The sequence below is a fragment of the Pseudomonas sp. H3_E04 genome, assembly GCF_054668915.1.
On sequence record NZ_CP162797.1, the window covers coordinates 135,336 to 160,117 of the forward strand.

Here is a 24,782-nt window from a genome sequence, read left to right on the forward strand (position 1 = left end):
CCTGCCAACTAAAAGTTGGTCTGCAAATTGCTTATGGCTGAGCAGTACAGCGGTGGGCGGCAAACGTCCGGCATGCAGAGGAAACACTGTGGACAAGTACCTTTATGTGGCAATGACCGGCGCCAGCCAGAACGCACTGGCGCAGCGGGCGCATGCCAACAACCTGGCGAACATTTCCACCAACGGCTTCCAGCGCGACCTCGAGCAGGCGCGTTCGATGCCGGTGTTCGGTGACAGCTTTCCGGCGCGCGCGTTTGCCATGAGCGAACGCCCCGCCACCGACTTCACGCCGGGCTCGCTGGTGCAGACCGGTCGTGAACTCGACGTCGCGGTATCCGGCAACGGTTTCATCGCCGTGCAAAACCCCAGCGGTGGTGAAAGCTACGTGCGTACCGGCAGCCTCAACATCGACGCCCTCGGCGTACTGCGCGCCGGCAACGGCATGCCGGTGATCGGTAATGGCGGCCCGATCGCCGTGCCGCCCGAGCAGCAGGTCGAAGTCGGCGAAGACGGCACCATCAGTATTCGCGCGATGGGCGAAGGCCCCCGCGTCATGGCCGAAGTCGACCGGATCAAGCTGGTCAACCCGGACATCAAGAACATGAACAAAGGGCTCGACGGTTCGATTTACACCAAGGACGGCCAGCCGGCGCAAGCCGACGCCAACGTCAAACTGGTCTCGGGTTTCCTCGAGTCGAGCAACGTCAATGCCGTGGAAGAAATGACTTCGGTGCTGGCCCTGGCCAAGCAGTTCGAGTTGCACGTCAAGATGATGAACACCGCCAAAGACGACGACCAGGCCATGGCTCGGGTCTTGCAGATCAGCTAATTATCAGAACGTCGCGCCGTAAAACAGGCGCACGAGGAGAATCGAATGCTTCCGGCTCTATGGGTTGCCAAAACCGGTCTGTCCGCCCAGGACACCAACCTGACCACCATTTCCAACAACCTGGCGAACGTTTCGACCACGGGTTTCAAACGTGACCGTGCCGAGTTCCAGGACCTGCTGTATCAGATCAAGCGTCAGCCAGGCGCCCAGTCGACCCAGGACAGCGAACTGCCGTCGGGTCTGCAAGTGGGTACCGGTGTGCGCATTGTCGGCACCCAGAAGAACTTCACCGCCGGCAGCCTGCAAACCACCGAGCAGCCGCTGGACATGGCCATCGACGGTCGCGGTTTCTTCCAGATCCTGCAGCCGGACGGCACCACGTCCTACACCCGTGACGGTACTTTCCACCTCGACTCCAATGGCCAGATCGTCAACGCCAGCGGTTTCGCGCTGGAACCGGCGATCATCATCCCGAACGATGCGCAGACCTTCACCGTCGGCCGTGACGGCACCGTGTCGATCACCATCGCCGGCAACCCGGCCTCGCAAGTGATCGGTAACCTGCAGACCGCCGATTTCATCAACCCGGCCGGCCTGCAAGCCGTGGGCAACAACCTGTTCCTGGAAACCGCTGCTTCCGGTGCGCCGCAAATCGGCACCCCGGGCCTGAACGGTTTCGGTACCACGCTGCAGAACACCCTGGAAACGTCCAACGTCAGCACCGTTGAAGAGATGGTCAACATGATCACCACTCAACGCGCCTACGAGATGAACTCCAAGGTGATCTCCACCGCCGACCAGATGCTCTCGTTCGTAACGCAGAATCTGTAATCCAGTCTTTGGGGCGGCCTGAGGTCGCCAGCAACACCGTGAGGTAGGGTCATGAAGCGCTTTGTATCTGTTCTGGCATTGAGTGGGGTCGTCTCGCTCGCGGGTTGCGTCGCCCCGACGCCCAAGCCCAATGACCCTTACTACGCCCCGGTGTTGCCGCGCACACCGTTGCCGGCGGCTGCCAACAACGGCTCGATCTATCAGGCCGGCTTCGAGCAGAACCTGTACAGCGACCGCAAGGCGTTCCGGGTCGGTGACATCATCACCATCACCCTGAACGAGCGCACCCAGGCGAGCAAGAACGCCAACTCGCAGATGGACAAGAACAGCGATAACTCGATCGGTCTGACCTCGTTGTTCGGCTCCAGCCTGACCACCAATAACCCGATCGGTGGCGGTGACCTGAGCCTCAACGCCGGCTACAGCGCCGACCGTTCGACCAAGGGCGACGCCAAGTCCGGGCAGAGCAACAGCCTGACCGGTTCGATCACCGTGACTGTGGCCGACGTGCTGCCCAACGGCATCATCGCCGTGCGTGGCGAGAAGTGGCTGACGCTCAATACCGGTGACGAACTGGTGCGCATCGCCGGCATGGTTCGCGCCGATGACATCGCGACCGACAACACCGTGTCGTCGACCCGCGTCGCCGATGCACGCATCACCTACTCGGGTACCGGCGCGTTTGCCGATACGAGTCAGCCAGGCTGGTTCGACCGTTTCTTCCTCAGCCCGCTGTTCCCTTTCTAGGTGGCTACGTTGAATCTGAAAAGCCTTATGGTGGCCGCGTTGTTGATGTCTGCGGCGTTCACCGCACACGCCGAGCGGCTGAAAGACATCGCCAGCATTTCCGGCGTGCGCTCCAACCAGTTGATCGGTTACGGCCTGGTGGTCGGGCTTAACGGCACCGGTGACCAGACGACGCAGACCCCGTTCACCCTGCAGACCTTCAACAACATGCTCTCGCAGTTCGGCATCAAGGTGCCGCCGGGATCGGGCAACGTGCAGTTGAAGAACGTCGCGGCGGTGTCGGTGAGTGCCGATCTGCCGGCGTTCGCCAAGCCAGGTCAGCAAGTCGACATCACTGTGTCTTCGATCGGTAACTCCAAGAGCCTGCGCGGCGGCACTTTGTTGCTGACGCCACTCAAGGGTATCGACGGCAACGTCTATGCGATCGCTCAGGGCAACCTCGTGGTTGGCGGTTTCGACGCCGAAGGTCGTGACGGCTCGAAGATTACCGTCAACGTTCCGTCGGCCGGTCGCATCCCTGGCGGTGCGTCGGTGGAACGTGCAGTACCGAGCGGTTTCAATCAGGGCAACAGCCTGACGCTGAACCTCAACCGCTCCGACTTCACCACCGCCAAGCGCATCGTCGACAAGGTCAACGACATGCTCGGCCCTGGCGTCGCACAAGCCATCGACGGCGGTTCGGTGCGGGTCACTGCGCCGCTGGATCCGAGCCAGCGCGTCGACTACCTGTCGATCCTGGAAAACCTTGAAATCGATCCGGGTCAGGCGGTGGCGAAAGTCATCATCAACTCGCGCACCGGCACCATCGTCATCGGCCAGAACGTGAAAGTGTCGCCAGCCGCCGTGACCCACGGCAGCCTGACCGTGACCATCACCGAAGACCCGATCGTCAGTCAGCCGGGCCCGCTGTCCAACGGCCAGACCGCCGTCGTGCCGCGCTCGCGGGTGAATGCCGAACAGGAAGCCAAACCGATGTTCAAGTTCGGCCCGGGCACCACCCTCGACGAGATCGTGCGTGCGGTGAACCAGGTCGGCGCAGCACCGGGTGACCTGATGGCAATTCTTGAAGCTCTGAAGCAGGCCGGCGCATTGCAAGCCGACCTGATCGTGATCTGAGGCCGGCCACCATGGATATGCGCAAAAGCGGTCTGGTCAGCAGCAGCGATTCGGGGTCCTACTCGGACCTCAATCGTCTGAATCAGCTCAAGGTCGGCGACAAGAACAGCGACGAAAACATGCGCAAGGTTGCGCAGGAATTCGAGTCGCTGTTCCTCGGCGAAATGCTCAAGTCGATGCGTTCGGCCACCGAAGCGCTCGGCCAGGACAATCCGCTGAACACACCGGCGGCCAAGCAGTATCAGGAAATGTACGACCAGCAACTGGCGGTTTCCATGTCGCGGGAGGGCGGTGGTATCGGCCTGGCGGACGTGCTGATCCGGCAGATGTCGAAGAACAAACCGATGGCGCCGGGCGAGGCTGCAGCCGCGTCCGCCGCCAAGCAGCAGGAAGCGCTGGCCAAGGCCGCCGCCGTGCCGACGCCGATTGCCGCCGGCACCGTCGCCACCAACGGTCCGCTGTCTCGCGTAAACGGCGAGCGCCCACTGTGGGCATCGCGCTCGGTGCATGCGCCGAGCACCGATATTTCCCATCGCAACGACATGGCGCTGATCAATCAGCGGCGTCTGGCGCTGCCGCCGAAACTGGCCGATCGCTTGCTCGCAGGCCTGGTGCCATCGGCGCCGAGCGTGGCCACTGCCAGCACTGCGGCCGCAGCGACCAACGCCTTGCCGCAACGGGCTGCGACTACCGCCGTCACAGGCTCCGGCGCGTTGTACAACGGCGACTGGCTGGCCCGTGCCGAAGAGCAGAAAGCTGCCGGCGGGCAGATGCAGGTCTACGGCCGCGCCATGGCGCAGATTCCGCTGGCACCGGCGAAGAAGGCCTTCAGTTCCGCCGACGAATTCGTCAACACCATGTTGCCGATGGCCAAGGAAGCCGCCGACCGTATCGGCGTCGATCCGCGTTATCTGGTGGCGCAAGCGGCACTGGAAACCGGCTGGGGCAAATCGGTCATGCGCGCCCAGGACGGCAGCAGCAGTCACAACCTGTTCGGCATCAAGGCGAGCAGCAACTGGAAGGGCGATTCGGCCCGCGCGATCACCAGCGAGTTCCGCAATGGCGCGATGGTCAAGGAGACGGCCGAGTTCCGTTCCTATGCCTCGTACAAGGACAGCTTCCACGATCTGGTGACGTTGCTGCAGAGCAACAATCGCTATCAAGAAGTGCTGAAGTCGGCCGATAACCCAGAACAGTTTGTACGCGAGTTGCAGAAGGCCGGTTACGCCACCGACCCGAACTACGCGACGAAGATTTCGCAAATTGCCAAGCAGATGAACAGTTTTGAAAACTACGCTGCGGCGGGTGTCTCCACCACGCCTTTATAAGGCACCAGGTAATAAGGTCTGAACCATGAGTTTGCTCAATATCGGGATGTCGGGACTGTCGGCCAGCCAGTCCTCTCTGGCTACGACAGGCAACAACATTGCCAACGTCGACACCGCCGGTTATTCACGTCAGCAAACCGTGCAGGGCACCAAGTCCTCGCAGCAGTACGGCAGCGTTTTCATCGGCACGGGCACGACCCTGGCCGACGTGCGCCGGGTGTACAACTCGTATCTGGAATCGCAGCTGCACACCGCGACGTCGCTGGACAGCGAATCGGCCGCGTTCCTCAAGCAGGCGACGCCGCTGGACGCCATGCTGTCGGACACCAACACCGGCCTGACCGGCGTGTTGCAGAAATTCTTCACCTCGATGCAGGGCGTATCGACGTCGGCCACCGATGACACTTCGCGTCAGTCGGTGCTGACCGGTGCGCAGGCACTGACCAGCCGTTTCAACACCCTGGCCAAGCAGCTCAACGATCAGAACACCACGATCAACGGCAGCCTCGGCGACATGACCGCCCAGGTGAACAAGCTCGCCACGGCGATCGCCAATCTCAACCAGAAGATCGGCGAAATCTCCACCAGTGGCGGGGCGCCGAACGACCTGCTCGACAGCCGTAACGAAGCCGTGCGTCAGCTCTCCGAGCTGACCGGTGCCCAGGTCGTCGAGCGCGGCACCAGTTTCGACATCTATGTCGGCAGCGGCCAGCCGCTGGTCATCGGCAACACCACCAACAGCCTGAGCATGGTCGCGAGCAAGACCGACCCGTCGCGCATGTCGATCCAGATGGATCGCGGTTCGAGCACCATCGACATCACTTCGGTGATCAGCGGTGGCGAAATCGGCGGTCTGCTGACCTATCGCAAGGAAGTCCTCGACCCATCGCTCAACGAGCTCGGTCGCGTGGCCCTGGTGATTGCCGATCAGATCAACAGCCAGCAAGCCCAGGGCATCGACAAGAACGGTGACTTCGGCGCGGCGATTTTCAACAACATCAACAGTGCCGCCCTGATCAGTCAGCGCAGCATTGCGAAGGATGGCAACAGCGCCGGTTCGGGCAACCTCGATGTGACCATCAAGGACACCGGCAAGCTGACCACCAGCGATTATCAGGTGACCTTCACCAGCGCCACCGATTACACCGTCAAGCGTTCCGACGGCACCGATCTGGGCGCATTCAGCACCACGACCAATCCGCCGCCAGTGATCGACGGCTTCACCCTGGCCTTGAATGGCGGCGCGCTGAGCGCGGGTGATTCGTTCAAGATCACGCCGACCCGCAACGCGGCGGCGAGCATTCAGACGGTCCTGACCGATCCGAAGAAAATCGCTGCGGCCGGTCCGCTGACCGGCGTCGCCAGCGCCAACGGTCTGGGCACTTACACCCAGCCGACGCTCAGCGACAAGATCGATATCTACAACCCGACCGCCCAGGCCGACATGCAGGCGGCGCTGAAGAATTCGACACCAGTCAAACTGGTGTTCGGCGCAGCCAGCGGTGGCAGCCAGTCGTACAACCTGGTCGACGCCAAGGGCGCGACCATTGGCACCGGCACCATCGTGCCCGGCCAGTCGAACACGCTGAATCTGAAAGTCGGCATCGTCGATGCCAGCGGCAACCCGGTGATGGACACCACCGTCACGCCGAACGTGCAGAAGACCTTCACCGTGCAGACCACCGTGGGCGGCACGCCGAAAACCGGCGAAACCTTCACCATGAACCTGACCGGCGCGGCGTCTTCGGACAACCGCAATGCCCAGGCACTGGTCGCATTGCAAACCAAACAGACCGTGGACACCGGTTCGGCGAGCAAGGGCATCAGCCTGACTGACGCCTACAACACCCTGGTGACCAACGTCGGTACCAAGACCGCCCAAGGCAAGTCCGACAGCGCCGCGACCACGGCGATTCTGGAGAACGCCAAGGGTGCCCGCGATTCGCTTTCCGGGGTCAACCTGGACGAAGAAACCGGCAACCTGGTCAAGTACCAGCAGTACTACACAGCGTCTTCGCAGATCATCAAAGCTGCGCAGGAAACTTTCGCCACGCTGATCAACAGCCTTTAAGGAGTCGTAATTCATGCGCATTTCCACCGCCCAGTATTACGGAACGCAAGCTTCGGATTATCAGCGTAACTTCAACAAGGCTGTTGCCACCGCGAGCGAGGCGAGCAGCCTGCAGCGCATCAACACCGCCGCCGATGATCCGATCGGTGCCGGGCGCTTGCTGCAGCTGGGTCAGCAGGCGGCGATGCTTGATCAGTACAAGACCAACGTCAACACCACCAAAAGTGCCTTGACCGTGCAAGAGTCCACGCTGGATTCGATCACCACGGCGTTGGCGCGAGCCAAGGAACTTGCGCTGGCGGCAAACAACGGCACGATCACTGACAAGGATCGCCAGGCGTACGCCTCGGAACTGGGTGAGATCCAGCAACAAGTGCTGGGCCTGATGAACGCCAAGGATGCCAACGGCAACTACCTGTTCTCCGGTTCGAAAACCGATACCGCGCCGTATTCGAAGAATTCTGACGGCACGTTCAGCTACAACGGCGACCAGACCACTATCGATCTGGGCATCGGCGACGGCATGACCGTGGGTACCAACACCACCGGTTGGGACGCGTTTCAGCAGACCATCAACACCGGCCGCACCAACACCAAGATGACCGCGCCAGCCGTGGATGACGGCCGTGTCGTGCTGTCCAACGGCACCGTCGGCACTGTTGCCACCTACGATGCCAAGTTCACTGCCGGGCAGCCGTATACCGTCGATTTCGTCAGCAGCACCCAGTTGAAGATCACCGATGCCTTGGGCAACGACGTGACCGCCGAGGCCAGCCAGAATGGCCTGATCAGCAACAGCAGCGGCGCCAACCAGACCGTCAGCTTCCGTGGCGTCGACCTCAAGCTGAACGTCAACCTGAAGGCAGGCGATACCAATCCGGACGCCGTTATCGCAGGGCACAGTTTTCTGCTGTCGGCCTCGCCGGACTCGTTCACCACCACGCGTAATCCGGGTAACCCGTCGACCAGCGTGATCACCGGTTCGACCATCACCGATCAGGCAGCCTACACCGCAGCGTTCCCGCAGGGCGGCGCAGTGCTCAAGTTCACCAGCGCCACCGATTTCGATCTGTATGCCGCGCCAGTGACTGCCGACAGCAAGCCGGTTTCCTCGGGCACGGTGGCCGGCGGTAACGCCACCGCTGCCGGGGTGACCTTTGCACTGGGCAACACGCCGGCCGCTGGTGATCAGTTCTCGATCCAGCCGAACAATCATCAGACCCAGAACGTGCTCGACACCCTGGGCCAGATGATCACCGCGCTGAACACGCCGGTCGATGGCGATCCGGTTGCCAAGCAGAAATTGCAGGGCGCGATGGAGGCAGGTCTCGGTAACATCGATGCCGCTTCCAATCAGATCGGCACGGCGGTGACCACCATTGGTGCGCGCGGCCAGGCGCTGGACATGCAGACCATCACCAACGACAGCCTGACCACGGCGAACAGCACGACCCAGGGTTCGATCCGTGATTCCGATCCGGCTGAAGTCATGACCCGTCTGACCCTGCAACAGACCATGCTGCAAGCCGCGCAACTGGCGTTCAGCAAGATCAGTCAGTTGGGTCTGTTCAACAAGATCTGATGGTTGGCGGGCGCGTGCGCGCCCGCTAACGTTGTCCCTCTGTTAATGATTTTTTGCGGTATCAAGGGCTCGTTTTTCCGAGCGGGCTCGTACCGCCTGTGAGCCCGCCGTGAATTCACTTCCTCTCGTCAGCATTGCCATTCCCGCGTTCAATCCGCGCTTTTTCGAGCGGGCATTGAACAGCGCCGTCAGCCAGACATACGCACCCCTTGAGATCATTGTCTGCGATGACAGTCGTGGTCATGAGATCGAAGGGATTGTCAGCGCTGTGGCCGAGCGCTCGGGTGTTGCCGTGCGCTATGTGCGCAACCCGCGCACACTGGGGATGGTCGGCAATCTCAAGGCGTGCCTTGATCAGGCGCAGGGTGAATTCGTCAAGTTCATGTGTGACGACGACCATCTCTATGCCGCCTGCATCGAGCAGCAGGCGCACGAGATGTTGCGTGAGGAGGTCAGCCTGGTGCTGGCTCAGCGGCTGTTCTGGGACGCCGACGACATCATTCTGCCGGCGCGCCTGGAAAACACCTCGTTGTCACCGGCCAGCGGTCTGTTCAAGGGTGACGACCTGCTGGGCATCTTCGAGAAATTTCCGGTCAATGTACTGGGCGGTTTCTCCAGCGCCTTGTTCCGTCGTTCGGACCTCGCCGAATTGTTGCCGGCGCTGACTCAGGACGGCCACTGCTTTGTCGCCACCCTGGATTTCGCCTTGTACGTATGCCTGCTGCGGCGCGGCAATCTGGCGATGTCGAACACCGTGCTCAGTGCCGAGCGGCTTTACCCGGAGCGCTTGAGTGCTCAGCAGCCGATGAAAGACGCGGTTGAGGTCGAGCGCGAGTGGATTCTGCAAATGCTCAAGGCGCGCAGCGGCGAGTCGGCCCCGGCGCCGGGCTGGGTACGCTATGTCCCGCTGACCAAGGCTGACGTAATGCCGCGCGTCTGGGAAGAGCTGCCTCTGAGCCGTACGCTGGGTACCAAGCAGAGTCGCCAGGAGTGGTGCGTCGGCATCGATAGCTGGAGCTTCGCCGAACTCTATGCGCATTGGCTGCAATGCCGCAGTCTCACTGAAGGGCAGCGCAGGTTACTGCCGGAAACTCTGGCCGCCTGGCCACAACAGCCGCGAATAGTGCCGATTGTGATTGACGCCCAAGGCAGTCGCGATGGAGTCGAGCGCACGCTTGAGGCGCTTGCTCGGCAGGACTATGCGCCTGAACTGATTCTGGTGCTGTCCGCTTCCTGTAACGAGGCGACGCTGGACGGGCGCGTGTTCCACATGCCACTGGAAGGTGACGGGCTGGGTCAGATCAACGCTCTGTTGCCCCAACTGGAGGGCGCTGACTGGTTCTACCTGTTGCAGGCCGGTGACCGGCTGATGGTGCCGGCCTTGCTGGTCATGGCTGACCGGATTGCGCACTCGCCGTCGCTCGGTTGCGTGTACAGCGATGAAGGCGGTCTGCGCGATGGTGAATCCGTGGAACCGGCTTTCAAACCCGATTTCAACCTTGATCTGATGCGCAGCTACCCGTATGTCGGGCGTGCCTTGGCGTTCAAGCGCGAACGCTTTCTGGCACTGGGTGGTTTTGACACGACGTTCACCGAACTGGCTCCTCACGACATGCTCTGGCGCATGGTCGAAAGCGACGGCACCCAGGTGATCGGGCATGTCGCCGAAGTGCTGCTGGAGTCGCCATTCGATCTGTCGCGATGGTTGGCCGAGCCCGGCGTCATCGAACAGAATCCTCGTGTGCTCGAAGCGCATCTGCGACGCATCGGCGTTGCCCACGAAATCCGCAGTGGCAGCTGCCAATTGCTCAATCGTGTCGACTATCGGCACGCGCGCCGTCCGCTTGTGTCGATCATCATCGTCACCCGGGATCAGACTGCTGCCTTGCAGCGGTGTGTCGAGACCGTGCTGGAAAAAACCGCCTACGCCGAATACGAGCTGCTGCTGGTCGACAACGGTAGTGAAACCGCTGAGGCCAGAGCATGGCTGGACGGCATCGCGCAGTTGGGTGGCGACCGAATCCGCGTGCTGACGTACCCGCAGCCGGACAACATGGCTGCCCTGCATAATTTTGCCGTGACCAAGGCTCGTGGCGACTATGTGCTGCTGCTCAATACCTTTGCGGTGATCACCCACGCCGACTGGCTGGACGAACTGCTCAATCATGCGCAGCGCCCGGAAGTCGGTGTGGTCGGCGCCAAGTTGTTCAACCCGGATGGGTATGTGCTGCACGCTGGCATGATTCTGGGGATGCAGGGCGCGGTCGGGCTGCCATTTTATGGGCAGTCGCTGCAGTCTGACGGTTATATGTTCCGGCTGCAGGCCGCCCACGATCTGAGTGCAGTCGGCGGTGATTGCCTGATGGTGCGCAAGGCGGTTTTCGAGTCGGTGGCAGGGCTTGATGAAGAGGATTTGAAGCAGGCGCTGAACGTGGTGGATCTGTGCCTGCGCATCGGCCAGGAAGGCTACCTGGTAGTGTGGACGCCTTATGCCTTGCTGGCTCAGGGCGTGCGACCGACTGTCGAGTCAACCGCTGAAGAAAGCCAGCAACATTTGCACGAGCAGGAGACCTTCTACAAACGCTGGCTGCCGCGCATTGCCCGCGATCCGGCGTTCAACGTCAACCTGTCCCTGCAGGGTGTCGGAGCGACCAGTTTCAGCCTTGAGCCGGGCCTGCGTACGGGGTGGACTGCTTTTTCCCGGCCGCAATTGCCCAACGTACTCGCCGTGCCGATCAACGCCTCAGCGATTGGCCATTACCGCATGAGTCAGCCACTGATAGAGCTGGAAGCGGCGAACCGGGCCGAAGGGTGCATTCGCTACGGCTTGCCGTCGATCATTGAAATCGAGCGTCAGTCGCCGGATGTCATCGTCCTGCAAGGGCGCTACTCCCAGGGCGCGATCGATGAAATCCCGCCGCTGAAAAAGTTCTGCCGTGCCCGGCGCATCTTCGAGCTGGATGACTATGTAATCGATGTTCCGCATCGCAATGCGCATATCCGCAACATGCCCAGCAAGCAGGAAATGGAACGGATGGTGCGCCGGGCGATCAGCCTGTGCGACCGCGTGGTGGTGTCGACTCAACCACTGGCCAATGCGCTGTCGGACATGCACCACGACATTCGCGTAGTCCCCAACATGCTTGCGCAGAACCTCTGGACCGGTCTGCGGGGGCAGCGCCGCACCTCAAAAAAACCTCGCGTCGGTTGGGGCGGAGGCACCAGCCATCATGGCGATCTGGCGGTGATTGCCGATGTCGTGCGTGAGCTGGCCAACGAAGTTGACTGGGTATTCTTCGGCATGTGCCCGGATGACCTGCGTCCGTACATGCACGAATTCCACGGGGTGATTCCTCTGGACGTCTATCCGGCCAAGCTGGCCAGTCTGAACCTCGACCTGGCCCTGGCACCGTTGGAGTTCCATATCTTCAACGACTGCAAGAGCAACCTGCGTTTGCTGGAATACGGCGCCTGTGGTTACCCGGTCATCTGCACTGACACTGAAGCCTATCAGGGCTACCTGCCGTGCACGCGGGTGAAGACCAACAGCACTGATGAATGGCTGCAGGCGATTCGCATGCATCTGGCCGACCCTGATGCCAGCTATCGCATGGGTGACGAGCTGCATGAGGTGGTCATGCGCGATTATGTGTTGCGTGGGGACAATCTGCGGTATTGGGAGAATGGCTGGCTGGCGGATTGATCGGTTGTATAGGCCTTTTGGGATTGCCTTTTTTTTGGGCCTTGGCGGCCTTTGGGCCGACCAGGCTGTTGGGGGTTTGGGTGAATATCCGTTGCTTGGGTAGCGGCTGCTGGCGGTTTCGCCCTTACGGCGAGTCACCTTTTTCAAACGCCAAAAAGGTAACCCAAAACGCTTGCTCCTACGTTCGGCCCTCGCAGGCTCGGGTTCCTTCGCTCCGGGACTGATCCGGGCGCAGCGGCTACGGTTTGCTTCGCTGCACCTCCTTCCGCTGTGTCTGGCTGCGCCAGACGGTCGCTACGCTCCCACGCCCGGATCAATCCCTCCACTCAGCCTTCCGACGTCGCCGGTGGATCAAGATCAAAAGCACTCGAGCTTGCGCTCATTGTTGAGTGGGGCGGCTTTGCCGCGGGCAGCTGCGCTGCTTTGCTTTGCTTTGCTTTGCTTTGCTTTGCTTTGCTTTGCTTTGCTTTGCTTTGCTTTGCTTTGCTTTGCTTTGCTTTGCTTTGCTTTTGCTTTTGCTTTTGCTTTTGTGGGAGCGAGCCTGCTCGCGAAGGCGGCCTGCCGAGCAACCCATTTCTCCCAAATGCCCACGATCCAACTGTAGGAGCTGCCGAAGGCTGCGATCTTTTGCTTTTGCTTTTGCTTTTGCTTTTGCTCTTGCTCTTGCTCTTGCTCTTGCTCTTGCTCTTGCTCTTGCTCTTGCTCTTGCTCTTGCTCTTGCTCTTGCTCTTGCTCTTGCTCTTGCTGTTCTGTGGGAGCGAGCCTGCTCGCGAAGGCGGCCTGACAGCCGACCCATTTCTTGCTGGATGCACGCGATCCAACTGGAGCTGCCGAAGGCTCGGGCCGCGATCGGACGATCTTTGCTCTGGCTTTTGATCTCTTGCCCCTTCACGCCCTCAGCCTGTCCATCAGCCTGTTGCCACTTCCCCCGAAGCCTCTATCAGCTATCTCCCAAAACCCGGCTACGAGCTGGCGCGTTTCCTGCAAGTGCCCCGCAAATCGCCATAAAACGAGCGCTCGCGGTCTTTCCACCGGCGCCCGGTCCGGCAGAAGGTTTAGCCAGAAGGCCTGCAACGCGCAAAAAAGCAGTGCGCAGCCCGGTGAAGAACGAGAGGGGAGACGATGAAGGCAGTAATTTTGGCGGGTGGCCTCGGCACGCGCATCAGTGAAGAGTCGCACCTCAAGCCCAAGCCGATGATCGAGATTGGCGGCAAGCCAATTCTCTGGCACATCATGAAGCAGTATTCCGCCCACGGGATCCACGACTTCGTCATCTGCCTGGGCTACAAGGGCTACGCGATCAAGGACTTCTTCGCCAACTACTTTCTGCATACATCCGACGTCACTTTCGACATGCGCAACAATCGCATGGACGTTCATCAGAACTACAGCGAACCGTGGAGTGTGACCCTCATCGACACCGGCGAGGAAACCATGACCGGTGGCCGCCTGTTGCGTGCCGCGCGTTATCTCAAGGATGAAGAGGCGTTCTGTTTCACCTATGGCGACGGCGTTTCCGACATCAATATTGCTGAGCTGGTCGACTATCACAAAGCCCACGGCCGCCTGGCGACCGTCACTGCGGTGCAGCCGCCAGGTCGTTACGGCGCGCTTGAACGGCAAGGTGATCAGGTGCTGGGTTTCACTGAAAAACCCCGTGGTGACGGTGGCTGGATCAATGGCGGTTTCTTCGTGCTGTCGCCAAAAGTGCTGCCGTACATCAGCGATGACGCCACCACTTGGGAAGCCGAGCCGTTGGCTCGTCTGGCTCAGGACGAACAACTGAAGGCCTTCGAGCATGAAGGTTTCTGGCATCCGATGGACACCCTGCGCGACAAGAACCATCTCGAAGCGCTGTGGCAGAGCGGGGAGGCCCCATGGAAGCAATGGGCCTGAGTGCGGATTTCTGGCGTGGCAAACGGGTTCTCGTCACCGGACATACCGGTTTCAAAGGCAGTTGGCTGACCCTGTGGCTGCAAAGCCTCGGTGCGCAGGTCAGCGGTTTTTCTCTGGATCCGGGCACCGAGCCGAGCCTGTTCGAACTGGCGCGCGTGCACGAAGGCATCAATGATCAACGCGGCGATCTGCGTGACCTCGGCGCCTTGCTGGAAATCATCGCCGAGACCGAACCGGAGATCGTCCTGCATCTGGCGGCCCAGCCGTTGGTGCGCGAGGGCTATCGCGATCCGCTCGGCACCTATTCAAGCAATGTCATGGGTACGCTGAACCTGCTCGAAGCGATTCGTCAGGTCGGCGGCGTGCGGGCCTGCGTGCTGGTCACCACCGACAAGGTCTACGCCAACAAGGAATGGCTGTGGCCGTACCGCGAAGACGAGGCCCTCGGTGGCCACGATCCTTACAGCAGCAGCAAGGCCTGCTGCGAATTGCTCGCGCAGTCCTATGCCGCGTCGTTCTTCCCGGCGGACAAACATGCCGAACATGGTCTGGCCCTGGCGACCGCACGCGCCGGTAATGTGCTGGGCGGTGGTGATTTTGCGCCGGAGCGACTGATTCCCGACGTATTGAAAGCATGGACTGCCGACGAGCCGGTGACCCTGCGTTACCCGCAAGCGGTGCGCCCGTGGCAGCACGCGCTGGAGCCGCTGGCCGGATATCTGCAATTGGCGGCCGGCCTCTACGAATACGGCCCGGAATACGCCGGTGCGTGGAACTTCGGCCCGGGCGAGGCGGACATGTGCAGCGTCGGCGAAGTGGTCGAGCTGCTCGCCAACCGATGGCCGCAGGCCCGTGGTTTGCGCATCGAGCCGAGTGAATTGCACGAAGCCGGTCTGCTGCGTCTGGACAGCAGTCGCGCGCGGCAGGTGCTTGGCTGGCAGCCGCGCTGGTCGTTGCAGGCGTGCCTGGCGCAGACCCTCGATTGGCACTTGGCGTGGCAGAACGGCGATGACATGCGCGCCGTAACTCTGGGCCAATTGAATCTGTACCGAGGCGCGCTGTGAGCGAGTTTTCCCTGAAGGCGTTGCCATTGGCCGGACTGTTCTGCGTTCAGCACAAACGCTTCGAAGATCAGCGCGGGCACTTCGCCCGGTTGTTCTGCGAGGGCAGCCTGAGTGCGTTCGGCAGCGCGTTTCATATTCGCCAGATCAACCATTCCTGCACCCGCGAGAAGGGCAGCGTGCGTGGCCTGCATTATCAGAATGCCAGCGCACCGGAAGCCAAGCTGATCACTTGCCTGCGCGGTGAAGTCTGGGATGTCGCGGTGGATCTGCGTCCTGACTCGGAAACATTTCTGCACTGGCACGCCGAGCACTTGAAGGCGGGTGATGGCCGTAGCCTGTTGATTCCGGCCGGTTTCGCTCATGGCTTTCAGACGCTCACCGACGACGCCGAATTGCTCTATCTGCACAGCGCCGATTACGCGCCGGAGCACGAGGGCGGCTTGTCGGTGAATGATCCGCGGCTGGCGATTGCCTGGCCGTTGCCTGTCAATAATTTGTCAGCGCGTGATTCCAGCCATCCCGCGCTTGATCAACACTTTGCTGGAGTGCGTTTATGAACTGCCGTGGGTGCGCCGCACCGCTGAGCCTGCCGCTGATCGACCTCGGTACTTCGCCGCCGTCCAACGCTTATGTGCACGCTGATCGACTGGAACAGGCCGAGCAATGGGTACCGTTGAAAGTCGCCGTGTGCCAGCAATGCTGGCTGGTGCAGACCGAGGATTACACCAGTGCCGACAGTCTGTTCGATGCCGAGTACGCCTATTTCAGTTCGTTCTCCAGCACATGGCTGAATCACGCCGAGCGCTATGTCGCCGAGATGAGCGAGCGCTTCGGTCTGACCGCCGACAGCCGCGTAGTCGAAGTCGCCGCCAACGATGGTTACCTGCTGCAATACGTCGCCGCGCGCGGGATCCCGTGCCTGGGTGTCGAGCCGACGCGCAGCACCGCGCAAGCGGCACGGGACAAAGGCCTGGAAATTCGTGAACTGTTCTTCGGCCGCGACACCGCCACGCAATTGCGCAGCGAAGGCTGGAGCGCCGACCTGATGGCGGCCAACAACGTGCTCGCCCATGTGCCGGACATCAACGATTTCCTAGCCGGCTTCGCGACACTGCTCAAGCCGACCGGTGTCGCCACTTTCGAGTTTCCGCAACTGCTGACGCTGATGGCCGGCGCGCAGTTCGACACGCTGTATCACGAACACTATTCCTACCTGTCACTGACCGCCGTGCAGACCTTGTGCGAGCGCAATGGCCTGGAAGTGTTCGACGTCAGCCAATTGAGTACTCACGGCGGCTCGCTGCGGGTATTCGTACAGCGCAAGGACGGTGAGCGTCGTGCTGTTCTCCCGGCAGTGCAGCAACAACTGCAGGCCGAACTCGCTGCCGGGGTGACAACCGCCGAGTACTACGCGACCCTCGCACCGGCTGCCGAACGCATCAAGCATGACCTGCTGCGCTTCCTGTTGCAGGCCAAGGCCGACGGCAAGCGTGTAGTCGGTTATGGCGCGGCGGCCAAGGGCAATACCTTGCTCAACTACGCCGGAGTCAAAGCGGATCTGCTGGCTTGGGTGGCCGATGCCAACCCGCACAAACAGGGCAAGTTCTTGCCGGGCAGTCGCATCCCGATTGTTGCGCCAGCGCAGATCGACATTGAGCAACCGGACTACGTCCTGGTGCTGCCCTGGAACCTGCTGCACGAAGTCAGTCAGCAACTGGCGCAGGTGCGTCAGTGGGACGGGCGCTTCGTCATCGCCGTGCCTGAGTTGAAAGTGCTGTGAAAGTTCTGGTCACTGGCGCCACGGGCTTTGTCGGTCGGCATCTGGTTGCTGCATTGCTTGAACGCGGCTGCGAAGTCCGCGCGGTGGCGCGCAACGCAGAAACGGCGCAGGGCATGCCATGGATCAACCACGTCGAATTCGTCGCGGCGGATATTCACGCCGCTGATCTGGATGCTGTCGCGCTGACCGAAGGCGTCGACGCACTCGCGCATCTGGCCTGGCCCGGGCTGCCGAACTATCGGGCGCTGTTTCATTTCGAGCACAACCTGATGGCCGATTACCGCTTTATCAAAAGCGCGGTAGAGGCGGGCGTGTCGCAGGTGCTGGTGACCGGCACCTGCTTCGAATACGGCATGCAGAGCGGCCCGCTCAGCGAGTCGACCGAGCCACGGCCTAGCAATCCCTACGGTCTGGCCAAACATACGCTGCACCTGTTTCTGCAGAATTTGCAGCAGGAGCGGCCGTTCACTTTGCAGTGGGCGCGGTTGTTCTATCTGCACGGCGAAGGGCAGAACCCCAACAGCCTGTTGGCCGCGCTGGATCGGGCCATCGATAGCGGCGAGGCGTCGTTCAACATGTCGGCCGGTGAGCAACTGCGCGACTTTCTGGCCATCGAAACCGCCGCAGGTCATCTCGCTGCGATCCTTGACCAGCGTGAGTTCGATGGCGTGGTCAATTGTGCCAGCGGCCAGCCGGTCTCGGTGCGTTCATTGGTCGAGCAACGGCTGCGCGAACGCGGCGCAACGCTGAATCTGAACCTCGGCCACTACCCGTATCCGACCCATGAACCGATGGCGTTCTGGGCCGTCACGGAGCGCTTGCAACAGTTATTGGGAGAGTCGTCATGAGGCACGAGTTGTACCGGGCCACCGGCCTGCCGGTGTTGCAGAACCGCACTTTCGCCGATGCCGAATCGGCGCGGGCCTCGGCCAGCGCCGACATGGTGCTGGTGCAGGACGAACGCAGCGGTCTGGTTTTCAACGCCGCGTTCGATGCCGACAAGCTCAGTTATGACGCCGACTATCAGAACGAGCAGGCGCACTCTGCTCAGTTCCAGAAGCATTTGAGTGACGTCGAAGGCATCATCGCCAGGCACTTCAAGGGCCAGGAACTGATCGAAGTCGGCTGCGGCAAGGGCTACTTTCTCGAGTTGCTCAAAGGCCTCGGCTATTCGATCACCGGCATCGACCCGGCTTATGAAGGCGAAAACCCCGAGGTGATCAAGGCGCCGTTCACGCGCGGCCTCGGCCTGGCGGCAGATGCCATTGTGCTGCGTCATGTGCTGGAGCACATCGAAGACCCGGTGAGCTTTCTGGCCGTGATCGCCGAGGCCAATCAGGGCGGGCAGATCTATATCGAAGTGCCGTGCCTGGACTGGATCCTCGAGCACAAGGCCTGGTTCGACCTGTTCTACGAACACGTCAATTATTTCCGCCTCGATGACCTGCGCCGGATGTTCGGCACGGTGCACGAGGCCGGGCATCTGTTCGGCGGCCAGTATCTGTACATCGTCGCTGATCTGTCGACATTGCGCCTGATACCCGAACAACCGGTGCCGCGCCTGACCCTGCCGGAAGATTTCAGCGCCAGCCTCGACCGCGCTGTGCAGCTCATCCGCTCGGCGCCTGCGCAGGGTTCGGCGATCTGGGGCGCCTCGTCCAAAGGCGTGATCTATTCGCTGTTCCTGCAACGCGCCGGCGTTGCGGTCGATCGCGTGATCGATATCAACCCGGCCAAGCAGGGGCGTTATCTGCCGCTGAGCGGCGTGCGAGTGTCCTCGCCGCAAGAGGCCATGGATGCGCTGCCCGAAGGCGCGCACCTGTTTGTGATGAATTCCAATTACCTCGAAGAGATCAAGCGGATGACCGGTGGACGCTACGTCTATCACGCCGTCGACAGCGCTTCGTTCCAGTGACCCTTGAGATGACCAACATGACCGACAACAGCATCAACCAAGCCTTCGAAGCCGAGTGCCGCGAGCAGATCGCCCAGCAGGGTGACGACCCGAAACTGACCGGCCTAGCCCGGGATTTCTTCAACGAATCGGCCAAGCACAAATACAGCTACCACTTCTCGTGGATGGGCCGCCCGATCATCCAGCTGCCGCAAGACATGATGGCCATGCAGGAGATCATCTGGCAGGTCAAGCCGGACCTGGTCATCGAGTGCGGCATCGCCCACGGCGGTTCGATCATCTACTACGCTTCGCTGCTCGAGCTGCAAGGCCACGGCGAAGTGCTCGGCATCGACCTCGACATTCGTCCGCACAACCGCGAAGCCATCGAAAGCCACCCGATGGCCAAGCGCATCAAGATGATCGAAGGTTCGAGCATCGACCCGGCCATTGCCGCTCAGGTGCAGACCGCAGCCAAAGGCAAGAAAGTCATTCTGGTCCTCGACTCCAATCACACTCACGATCACGTGCTCGAAGAGCTGCGCCTCTACGCGCCGCTGGTATCGGTCGACAGCTATTGCGTGGTCATGGACACCGTGGTTGAAGACATGCCGGCCGATTTCTTCCCGGATCGTCCGTGGGGCCCGGGCGACAATCCGAAAACCGCAGTGTGGAAGTATCTGGAAGAGAACCAGGACTTCGAAATCGACCAGCAATTGCAGAACAAATTGTTGATCACCGTGGCGCCGGACGGCTACCTGCGTCGCGTCCGTTAATTCGCAATATTTACCCAGCGTTGTTTCGGCGAGTCGCCGGTTGTGGAGAGAAGTTATGCAAGGCAAGTACAGTTCTGAACTGACGCTACCGCTTGATGAGCTGTTGACGGTGGTGCTGATTACCCACAACCGACCGGCGTTCCTGCGTCGGGCTGTGAAGTATTACAGCGACTTGCCCTGCAAGATCATGGTGCTCGACTCCTCGCCGGAACGTCCGGAAGGCGATTTTTCCGCCGTTGATTACCATCATGTGCCGCAATTCGCGTACTGGGGGATGCAGGCCAAACTGGCCTATGGTGTCGAGCAACTGACCACGCCGTACATGGTGCTGGCGGCGGATGACGACTTCATCCTGCATGATTCATTGGCCCGATCCGTGGGTTTCCTGCAGGCCAATCCGGATTACGGCATGTGCCATGGCTATTGCCTGATGTACCTGGCGCTGGCCGGTGGCGTCAGCTACTACCGCCGCGACAAAAAGGTCCAGGAAGACTATTGCTCCGAACAGGCTCAGGAGCGGGTCATCGATTACATGAGCCAGTACATCCCGCCGTTCTACGCGGTGACCCGTACTGATCTGATGAAGACCTGGCACTCGGCATTGCCACCCGGCACCAGCTTCCAGTGGCAGGAAATCGGCCATGTCTATTTCCTGCTCGCCAGTGCCAAAGCACGGATTCTGCCGATCCCTTACGTGGTTCGGGAGATCAACTACGGTGCCTCCGAGCACAGCACCGAGGTGTATCACTCGCTGACCTACGTCGATGCCAAATCGGTGGCCGAGCGTGAAGCTTTTGCCGAGTTCCTTGCCGCGCTGCCAACCCAGATCAAAGGGCTGGACGCCGAACAGGGCAAAGCGCTTGCCCTGCAAAGCTTCGAGGCAATGGTCGACAGCCTGCAATCGAATCGAGCGCTGACCGCGGAACTGATCATCCAGTCCACCTGGAATCAGGAGCTCAAGTATCCGGATCGCCGCTTCGGGCCTTTGCAGTACGTGGAAATGCCGTTCTACAACGAGGCGTTCTTCGACCTCCTGGCACAGTTCGAATTCATGCTGCACGCCATGCCGGCGGGGCGCATTCAACTTGAAGGGCTGGAGGGCGTCTGGACCCGTCAGGCGCACTTGCTGCAAGCACGCAACAACGACACGCCGGAAAGCGTGCTCGACCGTTTGTGGCAGGCTCACGATCTCAATGCGTTCAATCGCACCGTGATCAAACGGCTGGCGGCTCAGCTGACTTCGATGGGCCAGGCCGAAGAAGCGCAGGCGATGCAGGCCTGGATCAAGCGCCTCGAAGCGCTGACCGTCGATGACCATCATGCGGTCATGGACAAGATGCAGTCCGGTCGCCTGCTCAACTGGCTGGCCGCACGTGCGCCCGGCGCTCACCTTGAGGCAATCGGCCAACATCTGGCGGTGAATGGCGGCGGGCCGCAGTTCGGCATTTTTCTGCTGGATCTGGACGACGATATCGACAAACTCCAGGTGTCTCTCGACAGCTTGCTGGAAGGACAGTGCAAGGCTTTCCGCATTGTCGTGTTCACCACCGGCGAAGCCCCCGCTGCGACCACGGCACAGAACACCCTGCATTTTGTCCGAGTGACCGCGGGCAATCTGATCGACAAGCTCAATCAAAGCGCTCGTCAATCACCGTGTGACTGGCTGCTGTTGGCTGAAGCCGGTGATGAGTTCACTGCCAGCGGACTGTTGCGCGCCAGCCTGGAACTGATGAACGCCGGCGAGTGCCGCGCGGTATCCACCGACGAAATCCAGCGCCAGGAAAACGGTGCCCTGGCCGACGTGTTCCGGCCGGGCTTCAACCTTGATCTGTTGCTGAGCCTGCCAACGCTGATGGCGCGGCACTGGCTGGTGCGGCGCGATGCGCTGGTCGAAATCGGCGGCTATCGCGCCGATTTCAGTCAGGCACTGGAACTCGATGTGCTTTTGCGTCTTATCGAAGAGCACGGCCTCAACAGCTTGGCTCACCTCGACGAGCCGCTATTGATCAGCCAGGCGCCAGAGCTGGTCGAGAATGCTGACGAGCGCCTGGCGCTGCTGCGCCATTTGGGCAATCGCGGCTACAAGGCCAAAGTGACGTCAGCGGTTCCCGGGGTTTACCAGATCGACTACCACCATAGTGATCGTCCGCTGGTGTCGATCATTATTCCGGCGGGCAGCGATCTGGCGGTGCTGCAACGTTGCCTTGAAGGTGTGTTGCTGCGTACCCGTTACCAACACTATGAAGTGCTGATCGCCACCGCTGCGGATCAGACGGCTGAGGTCAATGACTGGCTCGGTACTTACAAGCACTCCAGAGTGCAGGTGCTGCGCACTGACCGGACGTTGAGCGAAGCAGGATTGTTCAACGCGGCCAGTCGTCAGGCGCAGGGCGAGTACCTGGTGCTGCTTGCTGCCGACGCTGAAGTGGTCAATCCGAACTGGCTCGACTCTTTGCTCAACCATGCTCTGCGCCCAGAGGTTGGTGTGGTCGGGCCGAAACTGATCGACCGTGATCGCAAGATCAGCCAGGCGGGACTGATCCTGGGCATGAATGGCGGGGTCGATTCGCCCTTCGTTGGTGACAATCACGATGCCGACGGTTACTTGCATCGCTTGGCGGTGGAACAAAACTACTCGGCGGTATCGAGCGTGTGCCTGATGGTCCGCAAAGAACTGTACGAGGCGCTCGGTGGTCTGGACGAAAGCACATTTGCCGAAGGCTTCAGCGATGTCGATCTGTGCCTGAGCGCCGGGCAAGCCGGTTATCTGACGGTGTGGACTCCGGCGGTGCAAGTCATCCATCAGGGCGGTATGCCTGACGCCCCGCACGCGCTGCTGGCCCTGCGCGAAAAATGGCCGGCGGCATTCGCTCAGGATCAGGCTTACAACGCGAACCTGAGCCTGAGCGGTAAAGGTTTCGTGCTCAATGACAACGCTTCACTGGACTGGGCACAGTTGCTCGCTTAAGCCTGGCGACAGGGACGGAATAATCAAAATATGTTCAACGGTAAATCGATCTTCATCTCCGGCGGCACCGGCTCGTTCGGGCGCAACTTCATCCGTCGCTTGCTCGAGCAATACCAGCCCAAGCGTGTGGTGGTGTTCTCCCGCGACGAGCTGAAACAGTACGAGATGCAGCAGACGTTCAACGCGCCGTGCATGCGTTATTTCATCGGTGATGTGCGTGACGCTGACCGCTTGCGTCAGGCCATGCGCGGCATCGATTACGTGGTGCATGCTGCGGCGTTGAAGCAGGTGCCGGCGGCGGAATACAACCCGACCGAATGCATTCGCACCAACGTCAACGGCGCGGAAAACATCATCGCTGCGGCGATCGATAACGGCGTGCAGAAAGTCGTCGCACTGTCCACCGACAAGGCGGCCAGCCCGATCAATCTGTACGGCGCGACCAAATTGCTTTCGGACAAATTGTTCGTCGCCGCCAACAACATCGCCGGCGAGCAGCAGACCCGTTTTGCCGTGGTGCGCTACGGCAACGTGGCCGGCTCGCGCGGCTCAGTGGTGCCGTTTTTCAGCAAGCTGATTGCTGACGGCGCGCAAGAATTGCCGATCACCGACGAGCGCATGACGCGGTTCTGGATCACCCTCGACCACGGCGTGCAGTTCGTGCTCGACAGCTTTGCGCGGATGCACGGCGGCGAAGTGTTCGTGCCGAAGATTCCGTCGATCCGCATCGTCGATCTGGCGCGCGGCATGGCCGAGCATTTGCCGCACAAAAACGTCGGCATCCGTCCCGGCGAGAAGCTGCATGAGCTGATGGTGCCGCTGGATGATGCGCGCATGACTCTGGAGTTCGAGGATCACTACACGATTCAGCCGTCGATTCGTTTTACCAGCGTCGACGTCGATTTTGCCGTCGATAAACTCGGTGAACGTGGGCGTGCTGTGAGCGAAGATTTCGAGTATCGCTCGGACACCAACCCGCATTTCCTTTCGGTCGGGCAGATCGCCGATCTGCACGCGAAGCTGTCGGTATGATCCCTTACGGTCGGCAGAGCCTTGATCAGGCGGACATCGACGCAGTGGTCGACGTCCTGCAATCGGACTGGCTGACCCAAGGGCCGACCATCGAGCGCTTCGAACAAGCCATGGCCGCGCGTTGCCAGGCCGATTTCGCCGTGGCGGTGTGCAATGCCACGGCGGCGCTGCACATTGCTTGTCTGGCCGCTGACCTGGGGCCGGGCGATCGCTTGTGGACTACGCCGAATACGTTTCTGGCCTCGGCCAATTGCGGGCGCTATTGCGGCGCCGAGGTTGATTTCGTCGACATCGACCCATTGACCTGGAACCTCGATGCCTTTGCCCTTGAAGCCAAGCTTGAGCAAGCCGAACGCGACGGCACGTTGCCGAAAGTTCTCGTCGCGGTGGCGTTCTCCGGGCAGAGCTGTGACCTGCGCAAGATCGCCGATCTGGCGGTGCGCTACCACTTCACTGTGATCGAAGATGCCTCGCACGCGGTGGGCGCGAGCTACGCCGGGCGCCCGGTCGGTTGTGGCGAATTTGCGGCGATGACGGTGTTCAGTTTTCACCCGGTGAAAATCATCACCAGCGCCGAAGGCGGCATGGTCCTGACCAATCGTCCGGCGCTGGCCGAGCGTCTGCAACGCCTGCGCAGCCATGGCATGACCCGCGATCCGCAACACATGACCGAGCCGAGCCACGGGCCATGGTATTACCAGCAAGTTGAGCTGGGTTTCAATTATCGGATCACCGATCTGCAGGCGGCCCTGGGGCTGTCGCAACTGCGTAAGCTCGACGAGTTTGTCGCACGTCGCCGGGAACTGGCCGCCCGTTACGATCAACTCCTCGCCTACCTGCCGCTGACCTTGCCGAGTGCGCAGCCGGAAGCGGAATCGGCGTGGCACCTGTACGTGGTGCGCTTGCAGACCGAACGTTGCAATCTCAGTCATCGCCAGGTATTCGAAGGTTTGCGCGCCGCCGGTATCGGCGTGAATCTGCACTATATTCCGGTGCATCTGCAGCCGTACTATCGCGAGCTGGGCTTTGCCGAGGGCGATTTTCCCGAGGCCGAGCGCTATTACGCCGAGGCGCTCAGCTTGCCGCTGTTCCCTTTGCTCAGTGAGGCACAACAGGATCAGGTGGTCGAGCAACTGCGTCGGCTGCTGCTTGAGGAGTAAGGCAC

19 protein-coding genes are annotated in these 24,782 nt (G+C 61.0%); 18 read left to right on the top strand and 1 reads right to left on the bottom strand.

Going from position 1 to position 24,782, the window contains the following annotated elements; translation table 11 throughout:
* The first annotated feature begins 88 nt into the window (after positions 1-88).
* The 8 genes from AB4N53_RS00630 to AB4N53_RS00665 all read left to right on the top strand — a co-directional run bounded on the left by AB4N53_RS00630 (position 89) and on the right by AB4N53_RS00665 (position 12,207).
* Complete coding sequence (locus AB4N53_RS00630) at positions 89-829, top strand: flagellar basal body rod protein FlgF (RefSeq protein WP_016771112.1); 741 nt, start codon at positions 89-91, stop codon at positions 827-829.
* A 45-nt stretch (positions 830-874) separates the two neighbouring features.
* Entirely contained in the window at positions 875-1,660 is a 786-nt protein-coding gene (gene flgG / locus AB4N53_RS00635; RefSeq protein WP_016771111.1) for a flagellar basal-body rod protein FlgG, read from the top strand.
* A 51-nt stretch (positions 1,661-1,711) separates the two neighbouring features.
* Positions 1,712-2,407, top strand: coding sequence for a flagellar basal body L-ring protein FlgH (gene flgH / locus AB4N53_RS00640; RefSeq protein ID WP_016771110.1), 696 nt, complete (start codon positions 1,712-1,714; stop codon positions 2,405-2,407).
* Between the two features lie 27 nt (positions 2,408-2,434).
* Positions 2,435-3,523 carry a flagellar basal body P-ring protein FlgI gene (locus AB4N53_RS00645; protein WP_024012083.1) on the top strand — a complete coding sequence of 363 codons (1,089 nt, stop codon included), beginning with the start codon at positions 2,435-2,437 and terminating at the stop codon, positions 3,521-3,523.
* An 11-nt stretch (positions 3,524-3,534) separates the two neighbouring features.
* Complete coding sequence (gene flgJ / locus AB4N53_RS00650) at positions 3,535-4,851, top strand: flagellar assembly peptidoglycan hydrolase FlgJ (protein ID WP_460117431.1); 1,317 nt, start codon at positions 3,535-3,537, stop codon at positions 4,849-4,851.
* A gap of 25 nt (positions 4,852-4,876) precedes the next feature.
* Positions 4,877-6,922, top strand: a complete 2,046-nt coding sequence (flgK, locus tag AB4N53_RS00655) for a flagellar hook-associated protein FlgK (protein WP_071171415.1) — start codon at positions 4,877-4,879, stop codon at positions 6,920-6,922.
* A gap of 13 nt (positions 6,923-6,935) precedes the next feature.
* Entirely contained in the window at positions 6,936-8,504 is a 1,569-nt protein-coding gene (locus tag AB4N53_RS00660) for a flagellar hook-associated protein 3 (RefSeq protein WP_460117433.1), read from the top strand.
* A gap of 109 nt (positions 8,505-8,613) precedes the next feature.
* Positions 8,614-12,207 (top strand): glycosyltransferase, encoded by a 3,594-nt coding sequence (locus AB4N53_RS00665; RefSeq protein WP_460117435.1) that lies wholly within the window; start codon positions 8,614-8,616, stop codon positions 12,205-12,207.
* A gap of 357 nt (positions 12,208-12,564) precedes the next feature.
* Here AB4N53_RS00665 and AB4N53_RS00670 read toward each other — a convergent pair whose 3' ends face one another.
* Entirely contained in the window at positions 12,565-12,798 is a 234-nt protein-coding gene (locus AB4N53_RS00670) for a hypothetical protein (RefSeq protein ID WP_460117437.1), read from the bottom strand.
* Positions 12,799-13,329: 531 nt separating this feature from the next.
* On the opposite strand from AB4N53_RS00670, the gene rfbF reads away from it, so the two are divergent.
* The 10 genes from rfbF to pseC are packed head-to-tail and all read left to right on the top strand — an operon-like array spanning position 13,330 to position 24,777.
* Positions 13,330-14,103 (top strand): glucose-1-phosphate cytidylyltransferase, encoded by a 774-nt coding sequence (rfbF, locus tag AB4N53_RS00675; RefSeq protein WP_016771105.1) that lies wholly within the window; start codon positions 13,330-13,332, stop codon positions 14,101-14,103.
* Complete coding sequence (rfbG, locus tag AB4N53_RS00680) at positions 14,085-15,167, top strand: CDP-glucose 4,6-dehydratase (protein ID WP_460117439.1); 1,083 nt, start codon at positions 14,085-14,087, stop codon at positions 15,165-15,167. The genes rfbF and rfbG overlap by 19 nt, the downstream gene beginning before the upstream one ends.
* Positions 15,164-15,724 carry a dTDP-4-dehydrorhamnose 3,5-epimerase family protein gene (locus AB4N53_RS00685; protein WP_460117441.1) on the top strand — a complete coding sequence of 187 codons (561 nt, stop codon included), beginning with the start codon at positions 15,164-15,166 and terminating at the stop codon, positions 15,722-15,724. The genes rfbG and AB4N53_RS00685 overlap by 4 nt, the downstream gene beginning before the upstream one ends.
* A complete protein-coding gene (locus AB4N53_RS00690) occupies positions 15,721-16,947 on the top strand; it encodes a methyltransferase domain-containing protein (protein WP_460117443.1) in 1,227 nt (408 codons plus the stop codon). Before AB4N53_RS00685 ends, AB4N53_RS00690 begins: the two co-directional genes overlap by 4 nt.
* On the top strand, positions 16,944-17,795 hold the full coding sequence (locus AB4N53_RS00695) for an NAD-dependent epimerase/dehydratase family protein (RefSeq protein ID WP_460117445.1): 852 nt from the start codon (positions 16,944-16,946) through the stop codon (positions 17,793-17,795). The genes AB4N53_RS00690 and AB4N53_RS00695 overlap by 4 nt, the downstream gene beginning before the upstream one ends.
* On the top strand, positions 17,792-18,862 hold the full coding sequence (locus AB4N53_RS00700) for a class I SAM-dependent methyltransferase (protein WP_460117447.1): 1,071 nt from the start codon (positions 17,792-17,794) through the stop codon (positions 18,860-18,862). The genes AB4N53_RS00695 and AB4N53_RS00700 overlap by 4 nt, the downstream gene beginning before the upstream one ends.
* 17 nt (positions 18,863-18,879) lie before the next feature.
* The gene (locus AB4N53_RS00705) at positions 18,880-19,617 is read left to right on the top strand and encodes a cephalosporin hydroxylase family protein (protein WP_460117449.1); all 738 of its coding nucleotides are present in this window, start codon (positions 18,880-18,882) and stop codon (positions 19,615-19,617) included.
* Between the two features lie 55 nt (positions 19,618-19,672).
* A complete protein-coding gene (locus AB4N53_RS00710; RefSeq protein WP_460117451.1) occupies positions 19,673-22,585 on the top strand; it encodes a TIGR00180 family glycosyltransferase in 2,913 nt (970 codons plus the stop codon).
* A 30-nt stretch (positions 22,586-22,615) separates the two neighbouring features.
* Positions 22,616-23,617 (top strand): UDP-N-acetylglucosamine 4,6-dehydratase (inverting), encoded by a 1,002-nt coding sequence (gene pseB, locus AB4N53_RS00715; protein ID WP_460117453.1) that lies wholly within the window; start codon positions 22,616-22,618, stop codon positions 23,615-23,617.
* The gene (pseC, locus tag AB4N53_RS00720) at positions 23,614-24,777 is read left to right on the top strand and encodes a UDP-4-amino-4,6-dideoxy-N-acetyl-beta-L-altrosamine transaminase (RefSeq protein WP_460117455.1); all 1,164 of its coding nucleotides are present in this window, start codon (positions 23,614-23,616) and stop codon (positions 24,775-24,777) included. The genes pseB and pseC overlap by 4 nt, the downstream gene beginning before the upstream one ends.
* The last annotated feature ends 5 nt before the right edge of the window (positions 24,778-24,782 follow it).